The 23,852-nt window shown below is 52.5% G+C and carries 16 protein-coding genes and 1 pseudogene; 7 read left to right on the top strand and 10 right to left on the bottom strand.

The features are described 5' to 3' along the window. Nucleotides 1-134: 134 nt before the first annotated feature. From KOR42_RS17610 to KOR42_RS26800, 6 genes are all read right to left on the bottom strand, one after another. On the bottom strand, nucleotides 135-1,628 hold the full coding sequence (locus tag KOR42_RS17610; protein WP_231740983.1) for a sulfatase family protein: 1,494 nt from the start codon (nucleotides 1,626-1,628) through the stop codon (nucleotides 135-137). A gap of 179 nt (nucleotides 1,629-1,807) precedes the next feature. Beyond that, nucleotides 1,808-3,250 carry a DUF1501 domain-containing protein gene (locus tag KOR42_RS17605; protein WP_146511159.1) on the bottom strand — a complete coding sequence of 481 codons (1,443 nt, stop codon included), beginning with the start codon at nucleotides 3,248-3,250 and terminating at the stop codon, nucleotides 1,808-1,810. Nucleotides 3,251-3,364: 114 nt separating this feature from the next. After that, the gene (locus KOR42_RS17600; RefSeq protein ID WP_231740982.1) at nucleotides 3,365-6,211 is read right to left on the bottom strand and encodes a PSD1 and planctomycete cytochrome C domain-containing protein; all 2,847 of its coding nucleotides are present in this window, start codon (nucleotides 6,209-6,211) and stop codon (nucleotides 3,365-3,367) included. Nucleotides 6,212-6,224: 13 nt separating this feature from the next. After that, nucleotides 6,225-7,874 carry a LamG-like jellyroll fold domain-containing protein gene (locus KOR42_RS17595; RefSeq protein ID WP_146511157.1) on the bottom strand — a complete coding sequence of 550 codons (1,650 nt, stop codon included), beginning with the start codon at nucleotides 7,872-7,874 and terminating at the stop codon, nucleotides 6,225-6,227. Further along, complete coding sequence (locus KOR42_RS17590) at nucleotides 7,871-8,503, bottom strand: sigma-70 family RNA polymerase sigma factor (protein ID WP_231740981.1); 633 nt, start codon at nucleotides 8,501-8,503, stop codon at nucleotides 7,871-7,873. Before KOR42_RS17590 ends, KOR42_RS17595 begins: the two co-directional genes overlap by 4 nt. Before the next feature lie 100 nt (nucleotides 8,504-8,603). Then, a complete protein-coding gene (locus KOR42_RS26800; protein WP_231740980.1) occupies nucleotides 8,604-10,037 on the bottom strand; it encodes a protein kinase domain-containing protein in 1,434 nt (477 codons plus the stop codon). 247 nt (nucleotides 10,038-10,284) lie between these two features. Here KOR42_RS26800 and KOR42_RS17580 point away from each other — a divergent pair, with 247 nt between their 5' ends. Further along, nucleotides 10,285-10,851 (top strand): PEP-CTERM sorting domain-containing protein, encoded by a 567-nt coding sequence (locus tag KOR42_RS17580; protein ID WP_146511156.1) that lies wholly within the window; start codon nucleotides 10,285-10,287, stop codon nucleotides 10,849-10,851. A gap of 435 nt (nucleotides 10,852-11,286) precedes the next feature. On the opposite strand, the gene KOR42_RS17575 is transcribed toward KOR42_RS17580, so the two are convergent. After that, nucleotides 11,287-11,940, bottom strand: coding sequence for a PEP-CTERM sorting domain-containing protein (locus KOR42_RS17575; RefSeq protein WP_146511155.1), 654 nt, complete (start codon nucleotides 11,938-11,940; stop codon nucleotides 11,287-11,289). Nucleotides 11,941-12,489: 549 nt separating this feature from the next. On the opposite strand from KOR42_RS17575, the gene KOR42_RS17570 reads away from it, so the two are divergent. Both KOR42_RS17570 and KOR42_RS17565 read left to right on the top strand, forming a co-directional pair. Next, the gene (locus tag KOR42_RS17570; RefSeq protein ID WP_146511154.1) at nucleotides 12,490-13,071 is read left to right on the top strand and encodes a hypothetical protein; all 582 of its coding nucleotides are present in this window, start codon (nucleotides 12,490-12,492) and stop codon (nucleotides 13,069-13,071) included. Nucleotides 13,072-13,577: 506 nt separating this feature from the next. Further along, on the top strand, nucleotides 13,578-15,749 hold the full coding sequence (locus KOR42_RS17565; RefSeq protein ID WP_146511153.1) for a SpoIIE family protein phosphatase: 2,172 nt from the start codon (nucleotides 13,578-13,580) through the stop codon (nucleotides 15,747-15,749). Between the two features lie 49 nt (nucleotides 15,750-15,798). Here the strand turns inward: KOR42_RS17565 and KOR42_RS17560 are convergent, their stop codons facing one another. Continuing rightward, nucleotides 15,799-16,278, bottom strand: a complete 480-nt coding sequence (locus tag KOR42_RS17560; RefSeq protein WP_146511152.1) for a hypothetical protein — start codon at nucleotides 16,276-16,278, stop codon at nucleotides 15,799-15,801. A gap of 370 nt (nucleotides 16,279-16,648) precedes the next feature. On the opposite strand from KOR42_RS17560, the pseudogene KOR42_RS17555 reads away from it, so the two are divergent. The 4 genes and pseudogenes from KOR42_RS17555 (at nucleotide 16,649) to KOR42_RS17540 (ending at nucleotide 21,507) form a co-directional block, all read left to right on the top strand. Continuing rightward, nucleotides 16,649-17,469: pseudogene (locus tag KOR42_RS17555) on the top strand (MBL fold metallo-hydrolase). Between the two features lie 90 nt (nucleotides 17,470-17,559). Beyond that, entirely contained in the window at nucleotides 17,560-17,883 is a 324-nt protein-coding gene (locus tag KOR42_RS17550) for an ArsR/SmtB family transcription factor (protein WP_146511151.1), read from the top strand. Nucleotides 17,884-17,941: 58 nt separating this feature from the next. Next, entirely contained in the window at nucleotides 17,942-18,496 is a 555-nt protein-coding gene (locus KOR42_RS17545; RefSeq protein WP_146511150.1) for a rhodanese-like domain-containing protein, read from the top strand. Between the two features lie 179 nt (nucleotides 18,497-18,675). Next, complete coding sequence (locus tag KOR42_RS17540; protein WP_146511149.1) at nucleotides 18,676-21,507, top strand: glycoside hydrolase family 38 N-terminal domain-containing protein; 2,832 nt, start codon at nucleotides 18,676-18,678, stop codon at nucleotides 21,505-21,507. Nucleotides 21,508-21,537: 30 nt separating this feature from the next. Here KOR42_RS17540 and KOR42_RS17535 read toward each other — a convergent pair whose 3' ends face one another. Together KOR42_RS17535 and KOR42_RS27725 are read right to left on the bottom strand one after the other, a co-directional pair. Next, nucleotides 21,538-22,431 (bottom strand): aminotransferase class IV, encoded by an 894-nt coding sequence (locus tag KOR42_RS17535; protein WP_146511148.1) that lies wholly within the window; start codon nucleotides 22,429-22,431, stop codon nucleotides 21,538-21,540. Continuing rightward, the gene (locus KOR42_RS27725) at nucleotides 22,428-23,558 is read right to left on the bottom strand and encodes a peptidylprolyl isomerase (protein ID WP_315861342.1); all 1,131 of its coding nucleotides are present in this window, start codon (nucleotides 23,556-23,558) and stop codon (nucleotides 22,428-22,430) included. The genes KOR42_RS17535 and KOR42_RS27725 overlap by 4 nt, the downstream gene beginning before the upstream one ends. Between the last annotated feature and the right edge of the window lie 294 nt (nucleotides 23,559-23,852).

The raw sequence follows: 23,852 nt of genomic DNA, 5'->3' as shown, positions 1-23,852 counted from the left end.
GAATCATTTCGATCATCTCCCACTGAAGGTCAGTCAGGTCACTTGGGTACGCTTTTCGAATCGCCTCGGACACCGTGCACTCCTTTGCGTTGATGAACCGCAAAGTGTGAACAAAACCAGACTTTCAAAAAACCTCAGTTTCCGGATAGCCTCTCAGTGCTCGCTTGTGGGGGATTGACGATCTCCAGCCCTTCGCTCGAGTCGCCCACTTCTTGTTGCAGCTCAAACAACCGCGTCTTAAGTTCTTGCACCACATCGCTGTAAACCGGATCGGCGATAACGTTTCGCATTTCGTGGGGATCTTCGCGGAGGTTGTAGAGTTCCCAATAAGGTTCCGTCACCGTTTTCGCAGCTCCGGGAGCATCGAGAGGTTGACCGTAAAAATAGATCAACTTGTAATTGGCTGTACGAATCCCGAAGTGTGCGGGATTATCATGATGAGCCATATGCATCCAATAGCGATAGTAAGTTGCATCCGGCCAGTCAGCGGGTGCCGCTTCCCCCTCCAGCTGTGACTTAAAGCTTCGCCCCTGCATGAATTCGGGTTTCTCAACTCCGGCGAAATCAAGAATCGTCGGCGCAAAGTCGACATTGTTAATGATCGATTCCACGCGTGTCCCCGCCGGAACAGATTCCGGATACCGCACAAGAAATGGCATCCGCAACGACTCTTCATACATCCATCGCTTATCGATATAATCATGCTCGCCGAGCATAAACCCCTGATCCGCTGAATAGATCACAACGGTATTGTCCAGCTCACCCGTTTCTTCAAGATGCGCTAACAATCGGGCAACATTGTCATCGACACCTCGGACACATCGCAGAAACTTCTTCAGATACCGTTGATAGGCTTCACGCTTGTAATCGTCCCCAGTCAAAGCCGGATCGACGAACATATGATGCCCCATATTTCGACGGGTGTTTCTTAATCCGACGGACGTCCCATATTGCTCCAGTCCTAAAGGGCCGTGCTTTTCACGTTCCCACAAACTCGCTGGCTCGGGGATTTCAATATCTGAATATAACCAGTCGTAACGCTCCGCATTCTCGAAATTATCATGCGGAGCTTTGAAATGGTGCATCAGAAAAAACGGGCGATCCTTCTGTTTGCGATTCTTCAACCACTTCAATGAAACACCAGTAATCGCATCGGACGAGTGCTTGCTGTCGTAACCAGAGACTTGATAGGTATTCTTAGGCCAGGGGTTGGGACCATTCACTCGAAAGACTGGATTAAAATACGACCCCTGCCCCGGTAAGACTGTGTAGAAGTCGAAAGCTGCCGGTTCTGCTTTTAAATGCCACTTCCCGACCATGGCCGTTTCGTAGCCAGCTTCTCCCATGAGCCGAGGCAGATGCTGTTGCGGTTCGGCGATCGTTCCGCTCAACGTCGTGACACCATTCACATGGGAATATTGTCCCGTCATGATCGTCGCACGACTTGGTGTGCAGATGGAATTCGTGCAGAAGACGTTCGTCGCAATCGCCCCTTCTTTCGCCAGTCGATCAAGCGTTGGAGTGGGATCGAGTTCTGCCAGACGACTTCCGTATGCTCCAATCGCGTGGGCTGCGTGGTCATCAGACATGATGTACAGGATGTTGGGCTGATCAGCTGATCGTGCCACGCCTCCCGTTCCGCAGAAGAATAGAAGAAAGAAAACGATTGACAGAGACAGGCCAATCCAACGACGAAATCTGTTCGACAACTCAGCGTTCACGAATATTCCTTCCTGAGTGATAGTCACTTTCCCAACACGTTGCAGATGATCCACAGCAGCCCATTAAGTTGGTCAATCTTCGACTGCTACGCAATCAGCTCAGGGATCACTTCTCCCCCGAACTGGCTCAACTGCTTGAATCTTCCTGCGTGGAAGTATGTCAACTTATTGTCGTCGAGGCCGAGCAAATGCAGAAGTGTAACGTGCAGGTCTCGAATCGGGTGAACGCATTCCACCGCTTCCGCACCGATCTCGTCGGTCGCTCCCACGATCGCCCCTTTCTTCACTCCGCCTCCGGCGAGCATCATCGTCATTGCGTCAATGTTGTGCCCACGTCCGAGAGAGTAGACTCCCCCGCGCCGATTGTTATCAGGTGTCCGGCCGAATTCTCCCGTCCAGATCACAAGGGTCTCGTCGAGCATTCCCCGTCGTTTGAGATCCTTGATCAGTGCAGCGACCGGCTTATCCACACTTCGAATTCGGGACGAGTGTCCACGTTCGAGATAGTCGTGGCTGTCCCAGCCTCCTGAGAAGATTTGAACAAAGCGAACGCCGTTCTCAACGAGACGACGTGCCATCAGGCATTGACGACCGAACTTTTCCGTTTCCGGGTCATCCATCCCGTACATCTGCTGAATGTGTTCTGGTTCTTTTTCCAGTTGAATCACATCCGGAACAGCTGTCTGCATTCGAAACGCCAGCTCATAGCTTTCCATACGTGCAGACAAAGCATCGTGTTGAGGATGTCGTGCAGCATGTCGCTCATTGAGACGGGCCAGTTCATCCAAGGCCCTTCGCTGATGATCGCGACTCTTGAACGAAGGAGATTGCAAATCGAGGATCGGAGAACCTTCCGGGCGAAGTCGCGTCCCCTGATAATGTGCCGGGAGGAAACCATTGCTCCAGTTGCCCGGTCCCCCCTGAGGAAGAGCTAATTCCGTCATGACGACATATCCGGGGAGATTCTGATTCTCGGTTCCCAGTCCGTATGCCGCCCATGCTCCGAGTGATGGATCCGCCCCCAGCCGGCTGCCTGTGTTCATGTGATAGAGAGCTTCCGGATGATTCAGCGACTCCGCCTGACATCCTCGATAATTACACAACTCGTCTGCCACTTCGGGATCGGCGAGGTGAACCCACTGGTCACACATGTCCAATCCGGACTCGCCGACCTTGCGTGTTCCGAAAGGGCTCCCCACATAGAAGCGAAATCCATTCTCAAGACCAGCTGTCATCTTGGACTCTGTCTTGTGAAGTTCGTTCAGCTTCGGCTTGGGATCAAATGTATCCGCCTGACTTGGCCCCCCTTCCATGAAGAGCATGATACATGCTTTGGCTTTCGCTGGGTGCATTGGCGGCTTCATTGCCAGCGGTCCAGCCGAAGCATCGCCTTGCGAACCAACAGCCACGCCTTCCCGAGCGAGGAGGTCACTTAAGGCCACCGATCCCAAACTCGCTCCCAGTCCATAGAGAAAATCTCGACGGGATGACAGTGTTGACTCAGGTCGAGAGCAGATAGGTCTTCGCATTTTGACAGCTCCGTTCTACGAGTTCGAATTCAGTGTGACTGAAAACGATCAATGGTTGATTTTTATATTCCTGAGATCTCAATTCAGTTGAGACATTTGGTAAAACTGAGATGTTTAATAAACAAATAGGAACTCATTGCTGTTTAAGAGCAACAGACACATATCGGCAAGAGCTCGAACGTTGGCGTCAACATCCGCTGCCTTCGGATCGGATTGATACTTTTCGAAGACTGGAAGAATCTCCTGATACTCGAACGGTTTCCCGGAGAATTCTTCGACAAGTGAACGAGTAATCTCAGTCGGATAGTCGGCCGGTTGAGGATCCACCTTCTGATGATACTCTCGCATCGCGGAGACGTATCCGACCATTTGTTCAACGTCCTCCGAAGTGGCTTGGCGTCCATAACACAACTCGAACGCCTGTCGAACCTGATCCTCGATCGAATCGTTCTCGCGTTGCAATCGAAGTGCGAGAGCAATGGAACGATCAATCATCATGTCGCTGTTCAGCAACGTGAATGCTTGCGGAGTCACCGCTGCGGAATCGCGGGCTTCACACGAATCGTTCGGATTCGGTTGATTAAACAGTTCCAGGAATGGGTCCGCCTGCCCTCGAACGCGATAAGCATAAATTGTTCGACGGTTTCGCATCTCCGGAGTGGGAGACGGCTGATAAGTCGGGGCCAGCGAGAACTGAATCATTCGAGGTTGAAGAGCGACTTCCATATTCATTTCCGGCATTACCGGAAGCCCACCGACGTCCCGGTTCAGTTCCCCGGTGATCGCCAGAATGCTGTCGCGAATTTCCTCCGCCGTCAATCTGCGTGAGTTCGCGTAAGCAAACAGGTCATTGTTCGGATCTATCGTTTGCAACTCTTCAACTTGAGGATGATAACTCGCCTGACGATACGTCTCGGAGTTCATCAGCAACCGGTGCATTTCCTTAAAGCTCCAACCTCGCTGAACGAATTCGTTCGCCAGCCAGTCAAGCAGTTCAGGATGAGTCGGTCGTCCTCCCTTCGCGCCGAAGTTGTTTGGATTGGCTGCGATGGGTTTAGCGAAGTGATGTTGCCAAATCCGATTCACGATCGACCGCACAGCGAGAGCATTCTCGGGATGGACAATCCATTTCGCCAATCCAAGTCGTCGCCTTTCTAATTGGCTGTCAAGCAGGTACGGGTCCACCGAAGAAGATGGATTCGCTTCGAGTCCAACAGCACTCAACACGCCCGGCAAGACTTCATCCCCCGGAGCACTTAAGCCCCCGCCAAGTAAAATGGTCGACGTTGGAATTAATTTCTGATCAACCTTATTCTTCAATCTCAACTTTCGGGCAAATCGGTTTCCAACGTCTTCATCTGATGCATTGAAAACACTCTGAACCATCGGCTCGTAGCGTTCGAGTCTTCGTGTCCAAATCCATTCATCCTGTTCACGAACCTTCAGTTGACCTTCATCAACGTGATCAAGTCCGACATGACGCGGTGGTTTCTCTTCGTCTGGAAGTTCTTTCCGTTCTTGCGGAGTTAAATACTTCAACCCCCGTTCATCGAACCATGCTTTCGCAGCTGCTTCCTGCTTTGCAAGGATTCGATTCTTTTCCTCGGTCGCAAACTGAAGCATTTTTTCAACGTGACGTTTACCTTCCTCGAAGCCGTCACGGTTCTCACTATCCAGGAATGGAGCGGGCCGTTCCGCCATTTGAGTTCCGGCGAAGGCCGCATACATTCGGTAGTAATCGCGAGTCGGAAGTGGATCGAATTTGTGATCGTGACACTTGAAGCACCGCATCGTCGTTGACAGAAACGACTGTCCGACCGAGTTCACAAGGTCGTCAAGATAGATTTGTCGCGCCTCCGGTTGCAGGACCATCGCATTGTCCCACGGTCCCATGCGCAAGAATCCGGTCGCAACAAGCCATTCGCTCTCTTCCTGAGTGTAGTCGCCCTTTAACCGGATCTGATGGAGTCCGTTTTCGTCGACCCCTGTTCTTTCACGAACCGAAGCGTCAGCGAGTTCATCTCCGGCAAGTTGCTCGACAACAAACTGATTGTAAGGCTTGTCGTTATTAAATGAACGAATTACATAATCTCGATAGCGCCATGCATTCGAACGTTCATAATCATTTGCATATCCGCCTGTGTCCGCATATCGGACAACATCCAACCAGTGTTGTCCCCAACGTTCGCCATAATGCGGACTCTCCAGCAACCGGTCGATTAAGTTGCTCCAGGCTTGTTCCGAGTCTTGATTCCATTCCTGTTTGAATTGAGCAATCTCTTGAGGCGTGGGCGCCAACCCGATCAAATCGAGTGTTGCGCGGCGGATGAGAGTTTCTGGATCGGCTTGAGCTGCGGGAGGAAAACCGGCGCTCTTCAGTTTGCGTTGAATGAAGTAGTCAACAGGGTGTCCGTTTTCCGGAACAGTCACTTCCGCCAGCGGACGAAAAGCCCACAAGTCGTCAGGGGCATAACGTCGAGTCGTCCACTCGTCAGAAAGTCCGCCGCTTGTTTTGACGATCAGGCCGTCTTCGTTTTCGATGACCTTTGCTTCTTCGTCACGAATTCGTCGCTGCTCTTCGAGTGATGGCCACGGAGCCCCGAAACGAATCCATTCTTCGACCTGTTCAATTTGCTTCTCCGTGAGACGATCGTTCTCTTTCGGAGGCATTTCGAGCAGGTCCCATTTGATCGCGCTCACGAGGGAACTTTCTTCGGGATGCCCCACGACAATCGACGGCTCTCCCGATTCCCCGCCTCGCAACAGACCTTCAAGAGTCCGCACATCCAGTTCACCTTTGATGGCTTCCGGATCATCACCATGACAGCCAAAGCATTTGGCCTTCAGGGTCGGCAAGACTTTCAACGTGAACAACCGCGCCGCCTTTTCGTTTCCTTCAGAGGGAACGTCTGCGCACAGACTTCCCGAGAGAAGAAGGAGACTTGTGACGACGAGTGTCATTCGATTCCAAAAGTTACGGACGACCATTTTCGTATAAGTCCTTTACTTCCAGAGCAGACAAGGCTGCTGAGAATATGACAAATTCGTCCATGCTTCCGTTGAGGTTTCGGACAGCAAAATGAGGATCTTCGCGAGTGGGTAATCCCCAGTTGCAAAGCGAAGCATTTCCAATTCGAACCGCCTCAACGACGTATTCCTCGGGGATGCGTTCCTGACTGATCACGTCCCCGTTGAGATAGTGCGTGACCTTCATGGCATCGACGTCGTACACAGTGGTCAACATCAGCCACTGCCCACTCATCGAGCTGTTCCAGAACGGAGGCGAGTAATAAATATGCTTGTCGCGCTCTCCTCGAGAGCGATCAAACTCGTCCCGTTTCTTTACGGAAAAGAACAACCGGCCGTCATCCATGATTTGCCAGTGAGGCTCGTTCAATTCATGACCATCCGTCAGAAACAACGAGTTGTACCAGCGATCCAGACTGTTGATGCGAACCCATGTCGAGAGCGTCATCGATCGCAGTTCGCCCGAAATGTTCAAACGCACACGGCTTCCTGTGGGACTGAAATCGAGAGCAGCTCCTTCTGTTCCCCAACGATCTTGAGCCGGAGACGCAGCGACGACAGCACCTTCACCAGCCCGCATAGAACCTCGTTCCGCCTGATTGGCAATTCGACGACGAGAACTCCGCGGAGTGTCCATCGAGTACCACGCAACAACGCGTTCGTCCTCTTGCAGCTTCTTACGGTAAGTGTTCCAACGGGCTCGTTTCGTGATCTTCTCTGCATTCAGAGACTCATAAAGTTCGGCAGCCCCGATAAATTGTGACCGATTCGCAGGGATGGTTTGTTCATCGCCGTCGTCGATCAATCGCAGTGCTTCGCCCTCGTGAAGCTTCCGAACGACGTTTGTCTTCGGTCTCCATTCGATTTCCCCTTCCAAGACATGAACTTCGGAAGAATCCGGGCCTGCGTGAATTGCGAACTCCGTCCCTAAATCGACGACTTCGCCTCCCGAAGTTCGAACTCGAAACCCCTGCGCCGGTTCGGGAACCTGTGCTCGGACCTGTCCTTCGGCAACTGTCATTTCCATCGGAGACTCAATCGAAAAGCGAGCTTTCCCCTCAACGATCACCATCACACCGCTAAACAACTCCAACTGGACAACACCCTGTTCCAATTGAATTTCGCCCAGCGGAACGAGGCTTCCGTCGTGAAGCGATTGCCCTGCCCCCCAGACCGCATCCGATTGTGCCATCACAACCGCGAATCCAGTTGCCTGATCTTCTTTGTCTTCAATTCGAGGCGAGGTTCCGTTCTCGTTCTCAACAAGTTTGTTGCCTGCGTCATCCAACAACGAACTGCCGATGAGCCAGACAGTCAAACCGAAGAGCAACGCACACACGATCGCCATGGCTGCAAATGCTTTTCGCCAAGCTGATTCCGGTCGTTTTGAAGAACGTCGTTTTGTTGTCGAAACGTTCTCACCTTGTACTTCTGCAGCGGAATCTTCGAGAAGCATCGTCAGGGCTGTGCGATCGTAATACGCCTTCCGCGCCTTTGAATCGACACTCAATTCCGCTTCGAGACGCAGAAAATCGGCTTCTGAGATGTCCCCATCGAGCAACGCATCAATCAGTTTCATCAGTTCCTGTTCGGTCATGATGAGCTTCCCCGAGTCTCAAGTCTCTGTTGAATGCATCGCGACAAGCTGTTTCGCAGCCGGTGCAAGGCGACTTTCAGACCGCTGAGACTTCTTCCCATGCGTTCCGCATAAATCGCCAATGATTCCCCGCTTGCATAGCGATGAAGAATCAATTCTCGATCCCTGTCACGAAGCGTCCGCATGCACTCGCGAAGTGCTTCGCTCTGACGTTCGAGTTGTGCAGTCCCCTCCGAAATTTCTTCGCTGATGATCTCTTCCAACTCGGAACTAAATACGAACCGGGCATCGCGCGCCTGCTGTTTGCGATAATACAAGACTTCGTATCGCGCAATCGAAAACGCCCAGGCTTTGAAGTTTGTTCCCACCTCGAACTGTTCTCGCAGCTGCCAGATTTTTGCATTGGCCTGCTGCGCCACATCACGGGCGGAGGGGTCTCCAGGTAAAAGAGACCTCACATACAGTAAGAGCGGAAGTTGAATCTCGGTCAGCAACGAGACAATTTCGGCTTCATTGTTGTCGTGGTGCGGCGCTTCCATACCTACAAATGTCGCACCGACAGAGATGGTTAGCAACAATTCATCAAAATTCGCCCAAATGATCGTGGCCGCCAACAACGGGGTCGCCATCGCGCCCCCAATTTCACGTCAACCCGAACGACACACCCGTCATTTTTCGCAAAAAAGACGCCACTCTCCGTGCTTTCGGCCGAAAGAGTCTCCGGGGAGATCAGTCGTCAAAATTCATGGCTGACAGCTCATGTTTGACGTCGCTGGCTGTCGGCCGTGATTCGGGATCGGTTGCGAGCATCTCCGCAAGGAGCGTCGAAGCGGAACTTCCGACATTACTGAGAACCTGTTCTCGAACCCGGCCCGACCGGATTGAGTCGAGGATTTCCACCAATGGCAATTTCGGAATCGCGGGACGTGTTGAGATCAACTCAAAGAGAATCAAACCGAACGAGTAGATGTCCGAGGCTGTCGTGGCCCGTTCTCCCAACGTTTGTTCGGGAGACATATACCGCGGAGTGCCACTGAGTGCTCCGACGGGTCGTTTTTCGTTTTCGTCGACAGCGACCCCAATCACTGTGACATCAACATCGTTTCCAACATTCGCATCGGTTGTTGGTCCAGTCTGCGGCAATCCATCGCGGGAATGTCGAGCGAGACCGAAATCGAGAAGCGTCGCCCGTCCCCCGTTTGAAACGATGACGTTCGCTGGTTTCAGGTCGCCGTGAACAATCCCATGGGCATGCGCTTCTGTTAGCCCAGAGGAGATATCGACAGCGATTCGTGCTCGTTCTTTGCTATTCAACGACGACAATTCAATCTCGGAAAGACTGTCTCCTTCCACATACTCCATGACGATCATGGGAAGTCCCCCAATCGTTTCGACTGCGAAGACGGTGCAGACATTGGGGTGATTCAGACTCGCTGCAGCCCGTGCTTCAGCGATCACCTGCTCACGAGCCGACGAAGCAGTCGCGCGGATCACTTTGAGTGCAACCCTGCGATTCAGCGTCAGATCGTCCGCGAGAAAAACGTTCCCGAAGCCGCCTGCTCCAAGTTGGGAAACCAGACGATACTGCCCGAGAACTCTTCCCGGTTTCAGTTCGTTGACAATATCAATTGTCCCGTCCGCAGCTGCCCAGCTTTCCGGACACAATCCTCCAGACTGAACCGCATCAAGAACTCGCAACACCTCGTCGCTATTGCGGCCGACACTGGTATTGTGCGCCACAAAGTATTGGACGACACCATCTGGATCGATAATCAACAATCCCCGCGCAGCACACTGCTTCTCCTCGAGCCAGACTCCGCACGCCCGAGCAAATTCCCCAGCCTGATCGGAAGCGAGAGGAAACCGCAACGGACCAATTCCCCCTTCGGAAACCGGAGTCTCAAACCAGCGACGATGATCGTCCAGAGTATCGACACTGATCCCGAGAATCTGGCAGTTCCTCAAGCGGAACTCCTCGAAATGGGCACTGAACGCGGTCAACTCGGTCGGGCACACAAACGAAAAATCACGCGGATAGAAGAACAGAACAAGCCACTCCCCCGCGTAGGACTCAGGCGTTCTCCATTCGGTTTCTTCAGCACCGTATTGTACAGCCGGGAGTCGAAACTTCGGCGCAGGTTGACCAATCAGAGTGGGAAGCATTGAGTCTCGATTCCATTGGGACTTCTGGTATTTCTCCACGCGACAGACTACCCCCACTTGCATGGCAATCCAACCCTGTCAACCCCAGAGTTGCATTTACTCACCACGCCGATGTAAAATGCACAATCAGAAGATGCGTTACAAACCCTCCAGATTGAACTCACCACCTGTCGGGCTTGTGGGTGTCTCAGTGCCAGGGAAGATGTCTTTCCAGGGAAGAGTTAGCGGGTAACAACGGAGAAGCATCATGAGAACTTGCTTGAGGATATTGTGCGCGGCCGCAATGGTCGCAACCTTAGGAACGGGCCGAGCCGAAGCTGACCTGACGATCACACCTTTGACGCCGGCTTTCGCAACCGGAACAGAGACGTCGCAGGCCCAGATCAATACGATCCTCGACGGCCTGATCGGTAATTCCACAGATCTTTACACATCTAATGAAGACGGGGACGCGACAGGATCCGATACTGGACCGTTCGCTGCCAGCTACACGACGACCTACAGCAATCCAGTCGGAGACCCCGGAAACGCACTCATCGAGTACGTCTCTGGTCCGAAATTGACGACAGCGAACTACCTGCTCGTCAAAGATGGAAACCAAGATCCAGCCTGGTATCTATTCGCGATCTCCTGGGATGGAATGATGGACATTAGTATTGAAAACTTCTGGCCGGGTGCTGGAGCCATTTCCCACGTCTCTCTATACCAGGGAGACCCGTTCAATACTGTTCCTGAACCAACAACTTTCGCCCTGTGGGGAGTTGCTGGAATCGCAGGACTGGTTGCTCGTCGACGCCGAAAGATCAATTCTTAATTCGATTCACCCATCGAAGCAGAAGTTTCTCGGTCGCTCAATCAAACTGTGGTGAGTCAGTCTGCTCGACGCTGAGAATCCCTTCGAATTGCAATTTCATCTCTGCGATCACCAACTGTGTGGTCGCAGAGTTTTTTCGTTTCGTCGTCCCCCAAACCGCGCTCCCTGCGATTGTGTTGAACGAGTTCATCCAAGGTTTGAATGAGCGATTCAGAATTCGCACGAGATCGCGAATCATCACTGAGTTCGTGAGAGCACCGAGGGGCCCCGAAAGCGGTCTCGTCGAATGGACGCTTCAACGAAAAAACCCCGACAGGTGACTGCCGGGGTTCATGACATTCTTAGATCAAATCGTGTCTGATTCAAGCCAGGTTGTTTACCGTATCATCCACTCTGGGAAGAGACTTGAACCGGACAATTGTTGCGTATTGAGATCTAGTTCGATCGTCGACGACGGGCCAAACGTGCCATTCCAATCGAACCGAGTCCCAACAGCGCGAACGATGATGGTTCCGGAACTGTTGTCAGGAATGGATCTCCTGGGCCTTTAAGCTTGCTCGATCCACCTCGGCTGCCGTCAACTGGCCCGACGCTGGTCAATCGAACGCCGAAGTAGCTGGGGCTTGTCACCAAGCTCAGGTCGAGGCTCTGAGTTGAATGAGACAGGACAAATGATGTTGTTTGAATATCGTCTGTTCCCATCCCGGACGTTCCAATTTTGACTCCAGCGTCAAAATTGTAGTTCCCGTCACCGTTCAGGTTCACTCCGTTTCCGAGATTCCGTGTGCTTCCGGAGAAGTCGGATCCGGTGACGTCCGCTCCAGTGACTGACAAGCCGCTGAGCAAACTGCTGTCGTTCACATCAAAGAAGAAACCCTGCAAATCTCCGATGTTCCCTGTTCCGGGGGCGGGAATCGAAGTAATCGTGAACTTCAGAGATCCTCCGAGGTCCTCGATTTTGACTGTCACTTCAGCAGGATCGCTCCCAAAGTTGGCTGTACCCCCAATAAGGAAATCTGCCTTCGCACTGCTGGCCCCGAGCCCTGCAACCACTAAAGTGGCGCAAAACGCTCCCAAATACCGTCCCATTTAACTCTCCCGATGTTAACTCTTTGTTGATCCCATCAACCCGCAAAACCCACGCAACTTGCACGGTCTTACGAATTCGATTTTGATCATACTGGTCGTCAAAGATCGGAAGCAAGAAGAATCAAGCGAATTTTCTGGAAACCCTACAGAACACGGAAAACCCTCAGCTTAACACATCAACGTTGATGCATTTCTTCCACACTTCACAGGCGCATTGACATCCTCTTGGCGACTGAAACGTGGCAGTCAGGCAACGGTGGCACGTTTTCAACATCACATTTCCCGCCACCTTAAAGACTCAGCACGCGAACGTAATTTCAGCCAGAAAGCGGGACTTTCTCCGTTTCATTCAGGAAACACTGGCGCCGAAATCTCTTGTCAAATTGTCAAGAGTTTTTGTTTGACAAAGATCTCACAGTCTTCTTAACGTGGATTGTGTGGAGAAATCACGACGAACCCACTTAACCGGCCAGATTTTAGAAACTCACGGAAGAGGACTGCCTATTGCCTGTATCAACCTGAAACAAATCACACCAAAGTCTCACACCTATGAATACGCGACGCTCCCTGGCCCTTCTGACCGCGTTTCTCCTTGCTTCTGCCGCCACATCCGCGGAGGCGGACTTCATTCTTCCTCACCCGCCGACCCCGACTTACATGCTCGACGCTTCGACCACGAGCAATGTCGTGGGCTTCGTCCATGATCTTCTCGATTTCAGCGACTCAAACCCGTCTGCTCGAGATGCACGCAAATTCAAAAGAAAGGCTCGGCGGTCCGTAGTGCAGCTGATGCGTAGTTTCCGCCGCACCGATTGGCATGGCCCTCTTCTCGACGAGTTATTGGCACTCCTCGAAAGCAATAACCCTCAGGAAGACGCACGGTCAATTCTCGCGAAGCCGACTCCTCCGAGCTTGCCGAACACAAACAATCCTCCGAACGGCAGCGGTCCGAACCGACACCCTGATTGGGATGGAGGCAACGCAAGCCTCTCTGACTCATCTTTCGTTAGTGGAGATTCATCTGCGAAATTGGGAACCGCTCCGGAACCCGGTTCGATGACTCTCTGGGCGACAGCCACTCTGGCTGGCCTCACAGTTCTCAGACGTCGGTCGAAACTGAAATCCGCCTGAGATTTCTCCGCCCCCTCTGTCTTGGCCTGACGCTGTTTTTCTCAATCTGGGCAAATCTCCCAATTTATTGTCACAGATTGAGTTTGTTTGCAGATCTCATGAATAGAGGGGGTAATGTGTGATCTCTGTCGAGACGCACCTTGAAATGTCATGGTCACACATTGCTCCTTCACTTTTTTCACGCTTATCCGTGCTCCTTTACGCTTTTCCGCCGCTCTCTGCGGCCCGCTCGCGAAGCGCTTTCTTTCCCGCGACATGCATCAATAACATCCCTCTTTCCAATTTCGTCGACTGAAACTGCAAGCTTACTCAGCTGAAAAGGGATTCGGTCGACGCTCGGACATCGCCGAATCGGAACCAAACTCTTGTATCAACAAATCTTGAAGCGTAGATTAAAGATGGCGATCTGAAAGAGTTTTGATCCGAGGAGCGCCCCAGACGTTAAGGCAAACGGTGGACAGAATGTTCCGGTGCAACGAGCGGCATGCGAAACGCAGGACGACGCCATGACCGGCAATCGCAATCCTCTCACTCCTTCAGACGTCGAAGCAGAGAACAGACAGCCTTCTTCCAAGGCGTCAGCCCCAGATTCTCAAAGCACGGAAGTCGAGACAGATCAGCGTGTTCAAACGTTGATGTCCTATTCGCCCGAAGCCATTGTCATTCTCGACGCCGAAACGGGCCGCTTCATCGAAGTCAACCCGATGGCGGTTGAACTCTTCGGCTACGACCGCGATGAATTGCTCCAATTTGGTCCCTTCGACCTGAGTCCTCCGTTCCAACCGACTGGTCGCTCCGAAGTGATTGGAGCGAGACAGATTCAATTGGCAGTCCAGGGAGAGACGCCCATTTTCGAATGGTGGCATCGCAACGCAAACGGAGAACGCATTCCGTGTGAAGTCCGACTTGTCAGAATGCCATGGGGAGGCAGAGATGTTCTGCGGGCCTCGATCCTCGACATGCGTGAGCGGAAGATTCTGCAAGTCTCTGAATATGCAAGACGGAGATTGCTGGACAATATCACACAAGGAACTCCCCTGCCGGACGCTTTGAGTGCGCTCATCCAATCTGTCGAAAACCTGCTTCCCGGGATGAAGTGCGCGATCTTCGAGAAGGTCATCGGCGTCAATCGCCTTGAACTTCTCGCTGCTCCGAATTTGCCGGAATTGAATGTCAAAGAATTTGAAGAGACGGACTACGGTCAACACCTGCTGCAATCTGTCGATTCCAACCCGCATTCATTTCGGGTCAGCGCCGAGAACATTGGTGCTCATCCCGCATGGACCGCTCTCGCAGGCTGGGCCAATCGAACGGGAATGAAATCGTGCTGGTCGCGACCTGTGATGTCGTTTTCCGGAGACGTCGGCGGCGTCTTTTCAATGTTTTACGACCAGCAGAGCCACCCGGCTCCCGTCGAACTCGAAGTCCTCGAAGTCGCCAGCCAACTCGCTGCGATTGCGATCGACCATGACCAATCAGAGAAGCTGCAAAGAGAGGTTTACCGGACGCTTCGCCAACGAGTCGCCGAAGAGACGGAGCATCTCAGTCAGGCTAACGACAAGCTTCGAAAGACCCGGGAAGATCTGAGAATCGCTGCGGTCGCATTTGATACGCATGACAGCATTGTCATCACCGATCGGTCCGGGACGATTCTTCGGGTCAACGACAGCTTCACCGCTCTCACTGGATATTCGCACGAAGAAGTCGTCGGACAGACTCCACGTCTATTGAGATCGGGACGCCACGACGACAAGTTCTATCAGGAGATGTGGAAAGCCATTTCAGAAGTCGGTTACTGGGAAGGCAGAATCTGGAATCGACGCAAGGATGGAACCGAGTATCTTCAGCGGCTGACGATTACGAGCCTCAAAGATGACACCGGGAAGATCACGCATTACGTCGGGGATGGCCAGGACATTACCGACGAAGTCAAAGCCAGTGCCGATCGCGCAGAAATTGATGCTGCCCGAACGGTTCAACAGTCACTCTTCCCGGCAACTTCTCCCGCGGTTCAATCCTTCGATATTGCCGGTCGCGTTTTTCCAGCAGAGAGAGTCAGTGGCGACTTCTTCGACTTTATTCCGATCGACGAAGAAACGCTCGGAGTTGTCGTTGCCGATGTCAGCGGCCACGGTTTGGGTCCCAGTCTTGTGATGGCTCAAACTCAAGCTTATCTACGGGCTCTCGTTGAACCCGATTTCACTCCGGGCTCCGTTCTGACACACGCCAACCAACTCTACATCGCCAACAATTCCGGTCACTTCGTCACGATCCTTCTCGGACGGCTTCACCATCGGAAACAGACGTTCCTCCACGCAGGAGCGGGTCACCGAGGATTCCTGCTGCGTGAAAACGGCGACATCGAAACTCTCGGTTCAACGGGCCTTCCGCTCGGAATCACTCACGATTCAAGGATTGAGAGTGCCGAAGAGAAGAAGCTGTTGCCGGGAGATCTCATCCTTCTCCCGACCGATGGAATCGAAGAGTCTTACACCCCGGAGAAGGGCGAGTTATTCGGGCACGAACGACTGATCGATCTCGCCTTAAAACATCGCCACCGCCCCGCAGATGAAATCGTCACAGAAGTGCATCGCGCAGCGAGAGAATTCGTTTCGCAATCGCCTCAGTGTGACGACATCACTCTCGTCGTCATTAAAGCCACGGACTTCTCTCGCTGAGTTGGCTTCGCAATTCTCATTGCCACCAATCTTTAATTTCAAATACCAGTCACGACATGATCGTCGCGTAGAGCGTCATTCCCATTGTGACCACAAAGAAAATCAACATGATCACCAGCAGCGTATAAAACAGGCTATACATCGAATTGAGTGAAGAGAGACCATCCATCAAATGCGGGATATCCCGATTTTCCGTCGTCGCGATTTGCGAAAACGACGCCGCCGCCGATCGTGTCCAGCCACCGATACACAGATAGATCACTCCCCCCAGCGCAGCATTGGTAACAAATCCCCAAAGCCGGTTCTGTGGAGGAACTTCAGCTTTGCCGAGTTCCGTCTTCACTTCGGCAGGCAGATTTTCGAGGTACGACTCGGGAATTTCACTTCGATAGATGGCCGTCAGTAAGAGAACAGCTCCAATCAGATTGAAAACGCCAATCACAATGAAGAACCATCCGACCCATCCCATCTTGTGAGCCAGGCTTGAAAAAGTCGCATTCTGTTCGTTGGTAAATTCGTAACCAGCCATAAGATCTTGCCACCTTCCTGATTCAGGCACTTGAGTGCCATGAATGGTTCACTGGATTGTCACACAATCCTTCGAGTCTACCAACGACGTCGCGTCTTCGCGAAAAATTCCTGTGAATTCCAACCAGAATCACCTCATGCCCCGTTCCATGCCTCAGCCGATTTCAACAGCTCAGACGGGTTGAAGTCTCCTTGCGAAACTTTCATGATTGCCTGATTCAAACACACGAAGGCTTCTTTCAAGATTGCACGAAGTCGACATCCATCAACTTGATAAGTCTTTCGTCTTAGCGATTAACCATACATTTATATAACAAGCCTGCGCGTTATACATCGAGATAACACATTTGGCGAACTGAGGACTTGTCCCGATGACGATATTCATTTGCAGAACCTGCGGAACATCATTCGACGATCGTCCCGAACCACCGAATTCGTGCCCCATCTGTTGCGACGATCGTCAATTCGTCCCGCGATCGGGACAGGAATGGACGACGCGAGAATCGCTCCCGGGTCGGTACGCAAATCTCTGGAAGCAGCACGAACCCAACCTCTTCGAAATCCGTACGACGCCGAAGTTCGGAATTGGTCAGAGAGCCTTTCTGCTGACTCTTCCTGAAGGCAATTACCTTTGGGATTGCATCGCTCTTCTCGATGATGCAACGCGGCACCTGATTCATGCTTTGGGGGGATTGAAGGGAATTGCGATTTCTCACCCGCATTACTACACCACAATGCAGGACTGGGCTGAGGAATTCGATGCGCCGGTCCATCTCCATTCCGATGATCGTGAGTGGGTGATGCGCCCCACAAGAACCTTCAGTTTTGGGATGGAGACACTCTTCCAATCTGCGATGGCATCGAACTCATCCGCCTGGGAGGTCACTTTCCGGGCGGAACGGTTCTTCATTGGGAATCGACGCACGACGGACAGGGGGTCTTACTGAGCGGAGACATCGTGCAAGTAGCCGCGGACACGAAGCGTGTTTCCTTCCTTTACAGCTATCCCAACATGATTCCGCTTTCGGCAAGAACGGTCCAGCGAATTGGCCAGACGCTCGGAGCGATGTCGTTTGAGCGTATCTACGGAGCATTCGAAGATCGAGAAGTGCTCGCAAACGGCGGAGAGGTTGTCTCGAGATCCGTTCAAACTTATCTGGACCATCTTCGCGATGACGACACTGACTCGTGAATGTGTGTCAAATCGCGCTGCGGGGTATTTCCCTCATCCAGAATTCCCATTGACACCTCGCGAGATCCCGATACATTTGAGTGAGAACCCATGAAAAAGAAATCAAAACTCAATCAGACACCCCCAAACGGAAGTGTTCAGGCATTTCAGGAAGCGGCCGAATGCCTGAAGACTTTGGCGCATCCGGTTCGCCTGCGGATGGTGCAGTTGCTGCTTCACGGTCGGTATACCGTTGGCGAACTGGCCTCCGATTGCGAAGTTCCAGACAATGTTGCTTCCGAACATTTGAGGTTAATGCAGCGATGCGGCTTCTTCACAAGCGAGCGTGAGGGGCGGAGAGTGTATTACCAGATTGCCGAACCGCACCTGGAAAACCTGATGAACTGTGTCGAAAGCCGCTTTCTACAATCGTAGCGGACCAGTCTCTTTTTTCTCGAATACATCGAACTCTCCCGACATAACGAGGTCCCAGATGACGACTCTCCAGGAAATCTCTCCTTCCCAGCTCGAACAATTACAGCACAACTCCGAAGTCGAATTGATTGATATTCGATCGCCGGTGGAATTTCGCGAAGTTCATGCGTCCGGTGCTCGCAATATTCCGCTCGACACTTTTGACGCGAAAGCGTTTCTCAATTCCCGAACACGTCCAGACGATCCGGTCTATGTGATCTGCAAAGGGGGCAATCGAGGGAAGAAAGCATGCCAGAAGTTGTATGACACTGGGTTTACGAATGCCGTCAACGTCGCTGGCGGCACTGATACATGGACAGCTGCGGGTCTGCCCATTGTCCGTGGCAAGAAAAGTGTTTCTCTCGAGAGACAGGTCCGAATCGTCGCCGGTTCGATCGTGCTGATCGGTGCGTTGCTCGCTCTGTTTGTCCATCCCTGGTTCGCAGCGATTCCCGCATTCATTGGCGCAGGTTTAACATTCTCAGGGGTGACAGACACCTGCGGAATGGGCTTGCTACTGGCTCGAATGCCGTGGAATCAAAGTTCTTCTGAGCAAAATTCCTGTTCTACCTGACGCTATGGGCGGATTCATGATGCTGAGAAATCCTTCACAACAGCTTCCACTGACTCCGATGAAAATCGAACAACGCGGAGCGATTGCAAGGGTGAGTACCTGTCACCTACTTTGTCTGTGCAATCCTGACACGTGTCGATCGAAACCTTGTTGATGAGTGAATTCTCATAGTGGCGTCCATGAAATACCAAGAACTGATTGTCCTGATCCCCTGTCACAGCCTCGAAGATTTTCCGACAGAACTGGGAGAAGAAGCTGCGGCGAGCCTCTTGAATGGCTTTTCGATCTTGTGGCATCCTCAACTTCTTGCTTCCTCCGGGACGATCCCGAAATGGCAACGATCTGATGACACGCTTCCGATCGGCCCCGATCATCTGATTGTTGTTCCAACCCCGTGCGACGAATGGGTCCCGACAACCTGGGTGGAGCGGGCACGTCGCGAGGGTGCCGTCGTCATCAGCGGCGAGTCTGACCGGGAGACAATGCTGCATCAGGCACTCTCTCCGCTTGAACTCGAACAAGCTGTCGACAGCGACCTTGTGGCTGACTTCCTGGCACTGGGAACAATTCATCTTCAGATCGAACTGTTGACCCGCCACATGCGGAACTTCAGTCATATCGAAGAAGTGCATCTGAAGAAAGAAGCGCTCGCCGCTGCACAAGCTGCGGTCGCCCATGACATGGAAGCAACACGCAAGCATCTTAAACACTGCTTTGAGATGCTGCTCGAATGCCGGGAACGGTTTTACCCCGTTGATTGTTTTCTGATCGACCTTTGCCTCGTCAATCCGGACTTTGCCGGCTCGGAACTCCAAGAGCTGTCGCAGCAATCTGTTCCGGTCAACCTTCTTGCTTCCGGTTCGGAATGGCGAACAATCGCAGACGCAAACAGCGATTTGATCGAAAGCCTCAAGGAAGGAGTCAAGAAAGATCGCGTTGAACTCCTCGGAGGTGAACTCGAGGAACTCCCTTCTCCCCTGATGTCTTTAGACGCCACGCTCTGGCAATTCGAATCAGGACGAGCTGTCTTCCAGGAACTCTTCGGAACGATGCCCACGACCTGGGCTCGCAAGAGATTCGGCATCGGATGTCACTTGCCGCAAATTCTCGACAGATACGGATATCGCGGTGCCCTGCATGTCGTCATCGACGACGGAATTTACCCGGACGAAGAACAGACGAAACTTCGCTGGGAAGGTTGCGACGGAACCGCCATCGATGCATTTAGCCGAATTCCTCTGGCGGCAGACAGTGCAAGCAGCTTTCTTCGCTTCGCCATTCGCATGTCCGAATCGATGGACTATGACCACACCGCCGCTGTGGCACTGGCTCGCTGGCCGAAGCTGCGCAGCCCATGGATGAACGATCTGCGGCGAGCACAAGAATACGCTCCGGTTCTCGGAAAGTTCACCACGTTCACCGACTTCTTCTCCACTTCCGATTCTCCCGGACGGCTGTCTGATTTCAGAGCCAGCGGATACTTCACACTCGATCTCATTCAATCCGTGGCTCGAGAACAAGAGAACCCGATCAGTCGCTGGACCCAATACTGGACCCGCTGGCGAAAGTTCGAGAATCTGGACTGGTGCCAGCAGATCTCGCAACTCCTCACCAAAGGACTGAACAGTCTTCCCCAGGTGAGTGCGCTCGAAGCACCGATCGAATCGGCTCATCCGGAGGCGGCACCTGAAGCAATCCAAGCAGCGAATGAAGCCTTGGACGCAGCGAAACAGAATGTGTCCGAAGAGATGAAACGCCTCTTCACTTCTCAAGGAAAATCAGGGGCTGGACTCCTGATCGTCAACCCAGCATCGTTCGCGAGAAAATCACTCATCCGCTGGGTGAATGGCGTTCCCGGCGAAAGCGAATCCATCATCGAGAAACAGATTCAAAACGACTCTGCTTCAGCAACAGTCAAGTTGCCTCCCTGCGGATTCGTCTGGTTGTCTGCCAGCAATGACAACACAGAAACGCAACCCGGAAAAACTCCGATGGCAGAAGGGCTCATTCTGAGGAACGAGCAATTTGAAGTCCATTTGAGCGATGTCACCGGAGGCGTGGCTGCGGTGCGAACTTACCGTCGGAGCCCCAACCGGTTGAGTCAGCAGATTGCCTATCGATTCCCTCATGAGCGATCAGTTGTCACCGGAGAAGGAGAAGATCGCGAGATCCTCAAGACCTATTATTCGAATATGGTTCTCAGAGACTCGAAAGTGATCTCCGCCGGACCGTTGATCGGCGAAATCGAGACGAGCGGAGAACTCCTCGACCCACAAACTCAGGAATCCATTGCCGCGTTCACGCAAAGAACACGCGTTGTGCGGGGTCGTCCGAATGTCGATATTCGATTTAAGCTCAATCTCCATAAAGTCCCTGACGGAGATCCGTGGACGAACTATCTCGCCTGCCGGTTCGCATGGATGCATTCCTCCGCTTCGCTGACAGCTTCAATGCAGCAGGGAGCGCACGCTGCCGACAAGCTTCGGATTGAAGCTCCTCACTATCTCGAAATTGCCGACGATGACTACCGCACGACAATCCTGACGCCGGGACTTCCGTTTCATCGAATGACCGGCGATCGCATGCTCGACACGCTCCTTGTCACTCAGGGAGAAACGTGTCGGGATTTTGAATTCAGCATTGCCATCGACCAGAAATTCCCAATGAAGTCGGCCGTCGATGCGTTCCAGGAACCGATCGTCATTCCTGTCGATTCGTGTCCACCTCAAGGCGAGCAGCAAGGTTGGCTATTCCACATCGGAGCTCCGAACGTCTTGTTGACAAGAATTCTGCCGCATCGCAGCGACGAAACTACCAACAGCTTCATCATCCGCCTCCTCGAAACGGAAGGCCGACCGAAATCGTTTCCGCTCCGCTGTTTTCAAACACCTGCGAAAGCCACACAGGTCGACTTCCTCGGCAAGAGCATTCACACACTCAAAGTGCATGACGACGAAGTCCACGTCGAAATCGCCCCCTATGAGATTTGCGATATCGAACTGACATTCTGATCGAGCTGACACAATGGAAGATGTCGTGCTCTACGTTTCGTTCCGGAAGCGTTCAATATGCTTCTGGTAAGCATCGACCAGTTGACGCGATACCGGTCCGATTTGACCGTCTCCAATCGGTTGGTCATCGACCCGAGTGACTGGCAAAATTTCCATCGTCGTTGCTGTCAGGAACAGTTCATCGATTTCATCGAGCTGTGACTGATGGATGGTTTCCTCGCGCATCTCCAGTTGGCATTCTTCGCACAGTTGTTGAATCAAACGCCGTGTAATTCCGGGAAGAATGTTCTCCCCTAACGGTGCGGTGAGAACAACAGAGTCCTTGACGCCAAACAAACTTGAGCGAGAGCCTTCGGACAGCTTTCCGGAATCATCGCTCAACAAAGCTTCCGCGCATCCTTGCTGATGCGCCATTTCGGAAGCGAAACAATTCGCCAACAGATTCACTGACTTGATGTCGCATCGCTTCCATCTCTGGTCCGGGACCACAACAACCGAAGCTCCGGAATGACGAAACTGCGAGTAGGAATCGTGAAAGGCAGCGACGTAAATGAGCACGTTTGGAGTTGGAGGCGGGTCAGGAAACCGATGAGTCCGCGGAGCAACTCCGCGCGTCACGTGAATGTAAACCGATGCCTCGACAAATCCGCTCGCCGAGATTGTTTCCTCAATCCAGCGCTGAATCGAACCCAGATCCGCAGGGAGAGACATCTTCTCGAGGTTTCGCTGAATGCGATTCAAGTGGTCTTGGAACAGAAACGGCTTTCCGGAATAGACTCGAATGACTTCATAAATCGCGTCGCCAAACAGAAATCCGCGATCGAGGACCGACACCCGGACTTCAGACAACGGGAGCCTCTCCCCGTTCCAGCAGGCGAGAGGCTCCTGTTCAAACATCTTCGCAATTTCAGAGGGATGGATCATTCTGGAGTGGTCTTTGGAATGTAATCGTGATTCCGTTTGCGAATCACTTCCGCAGAAATGATTTCGTCTTCCTGTTGCAAGGCTCTCGCCACATCGAGCCCTTCCAGGACTCGCCCGAAGACCGTGTGAACGCTCGTCGGGGCAATTTCCTGATCGAGGTGCGGAGTCGGAAGATGCGTGATGAAGAACTGTGATCCGCCGGTGTCTCTACCAGCATGGGCCATACTCAACGTCCCAGCGAAGTGACGACGGGCATCCGGTCGATAAGCTTCGCACTTGATTGTGTAGCCAGGACCACCTGTCCCCGGTTGACCGGGATCTCCGTCTTTACTGTGAGGGCATCCCCCTTGAGCCATAAATCCAGCCAGCACGCGATGGAATTTCAGACCGTTGTAGAATCCGGATTCAACAAGATTCACGAAGTTCGCCACAGTGTTCGGAGCTTCATTTTCGAACAGTTCCAGAATGATCTCGCCTTTCGGAGTGGTGAACTTCACTCGCGGCAATGCGTCTTCCCCTTGGGCAGCAGCTTCGGCTTCACGAATTTTCTTTTCGGCCTTCCAATAGTCGATATACGATTTCGTATTGTCGATGTATCGGCCTCCCAAGTCCGGGATGAGATCTCCTCTTTCTTCTGCCAAAGTCAGCACGCGATTGGCATCTTCGAACTGATGGTCTGCGAACTGTGAAATCCCAAGAATATTGATGGCGAGTTTGTTGGAAGGTTCCCCTTTGAGAAGTGCATTGGCCATGACAATCGCGATGGGATAATCATTTCGAGCGAAGGCGTACCGCATCATCTCAGCGGCAATTTCGCGAGTCTCCGCATCATCGGGATTGCTTTCGATTTGTGCGGGGACGAGTTTCATCAACGGCGGAATGACGTCGTTCTGCATTCGCTGGACGATGGTTGCATATTCAATCGTCAAGGTTTGCCGATCTTCTGGAGAAGCTTCCCGGACCGTATTTTGAATCTCCTTCAAACGCGCAAAGGATTCATTTCGAACCTTGACCAGTTCTTCCCAACTCTTTTGAGGGCTGGCATCCTGGGCAATCAGAGGCTGTGTCAGACACAACATCGAAAGTAGAGTCAAATTAATTGTCATCGACTGCAGCATACGGATCATCGCTTTCACATCATGGTGAGAAATTGTGTTCGTTCAGCGTAAAAGTCTACGCAAACTGTCCAGCGACCTAAAGGGGCGCCCCGCGACAATTCCCGGCGTGCGGAGTGAAATTCGTGAAGAACTTTGAACCCGCCAATCTCCCCACACGTTCAGTTCTATGGAAGGAGTTCCGAATCGTGCGAATTGAGTCGCATTTCGACAGCCCGTTGGAGTTAGAATCCTTCTCAACGAGTTTTGGAACACTGATCGGAAAGGTCATCGCAAACGAGCAGCATGTTCACAGGACTGCAAACT

Origin of the sequence: Thalassoglobus neptunius (assembly GCF_007859735.1) — a bacterium.
GTDB lineage: Bacteria > Planctomycetota > Planctomycetia > Planctomycetales > Planctomycetaceae > Thalassoglobus > Thalassoglobus neptunius.
Note: the sequence above shows the minus strand (reverse complement) of the source record. Positions and strands in the feature narration are given on the sequence as shown.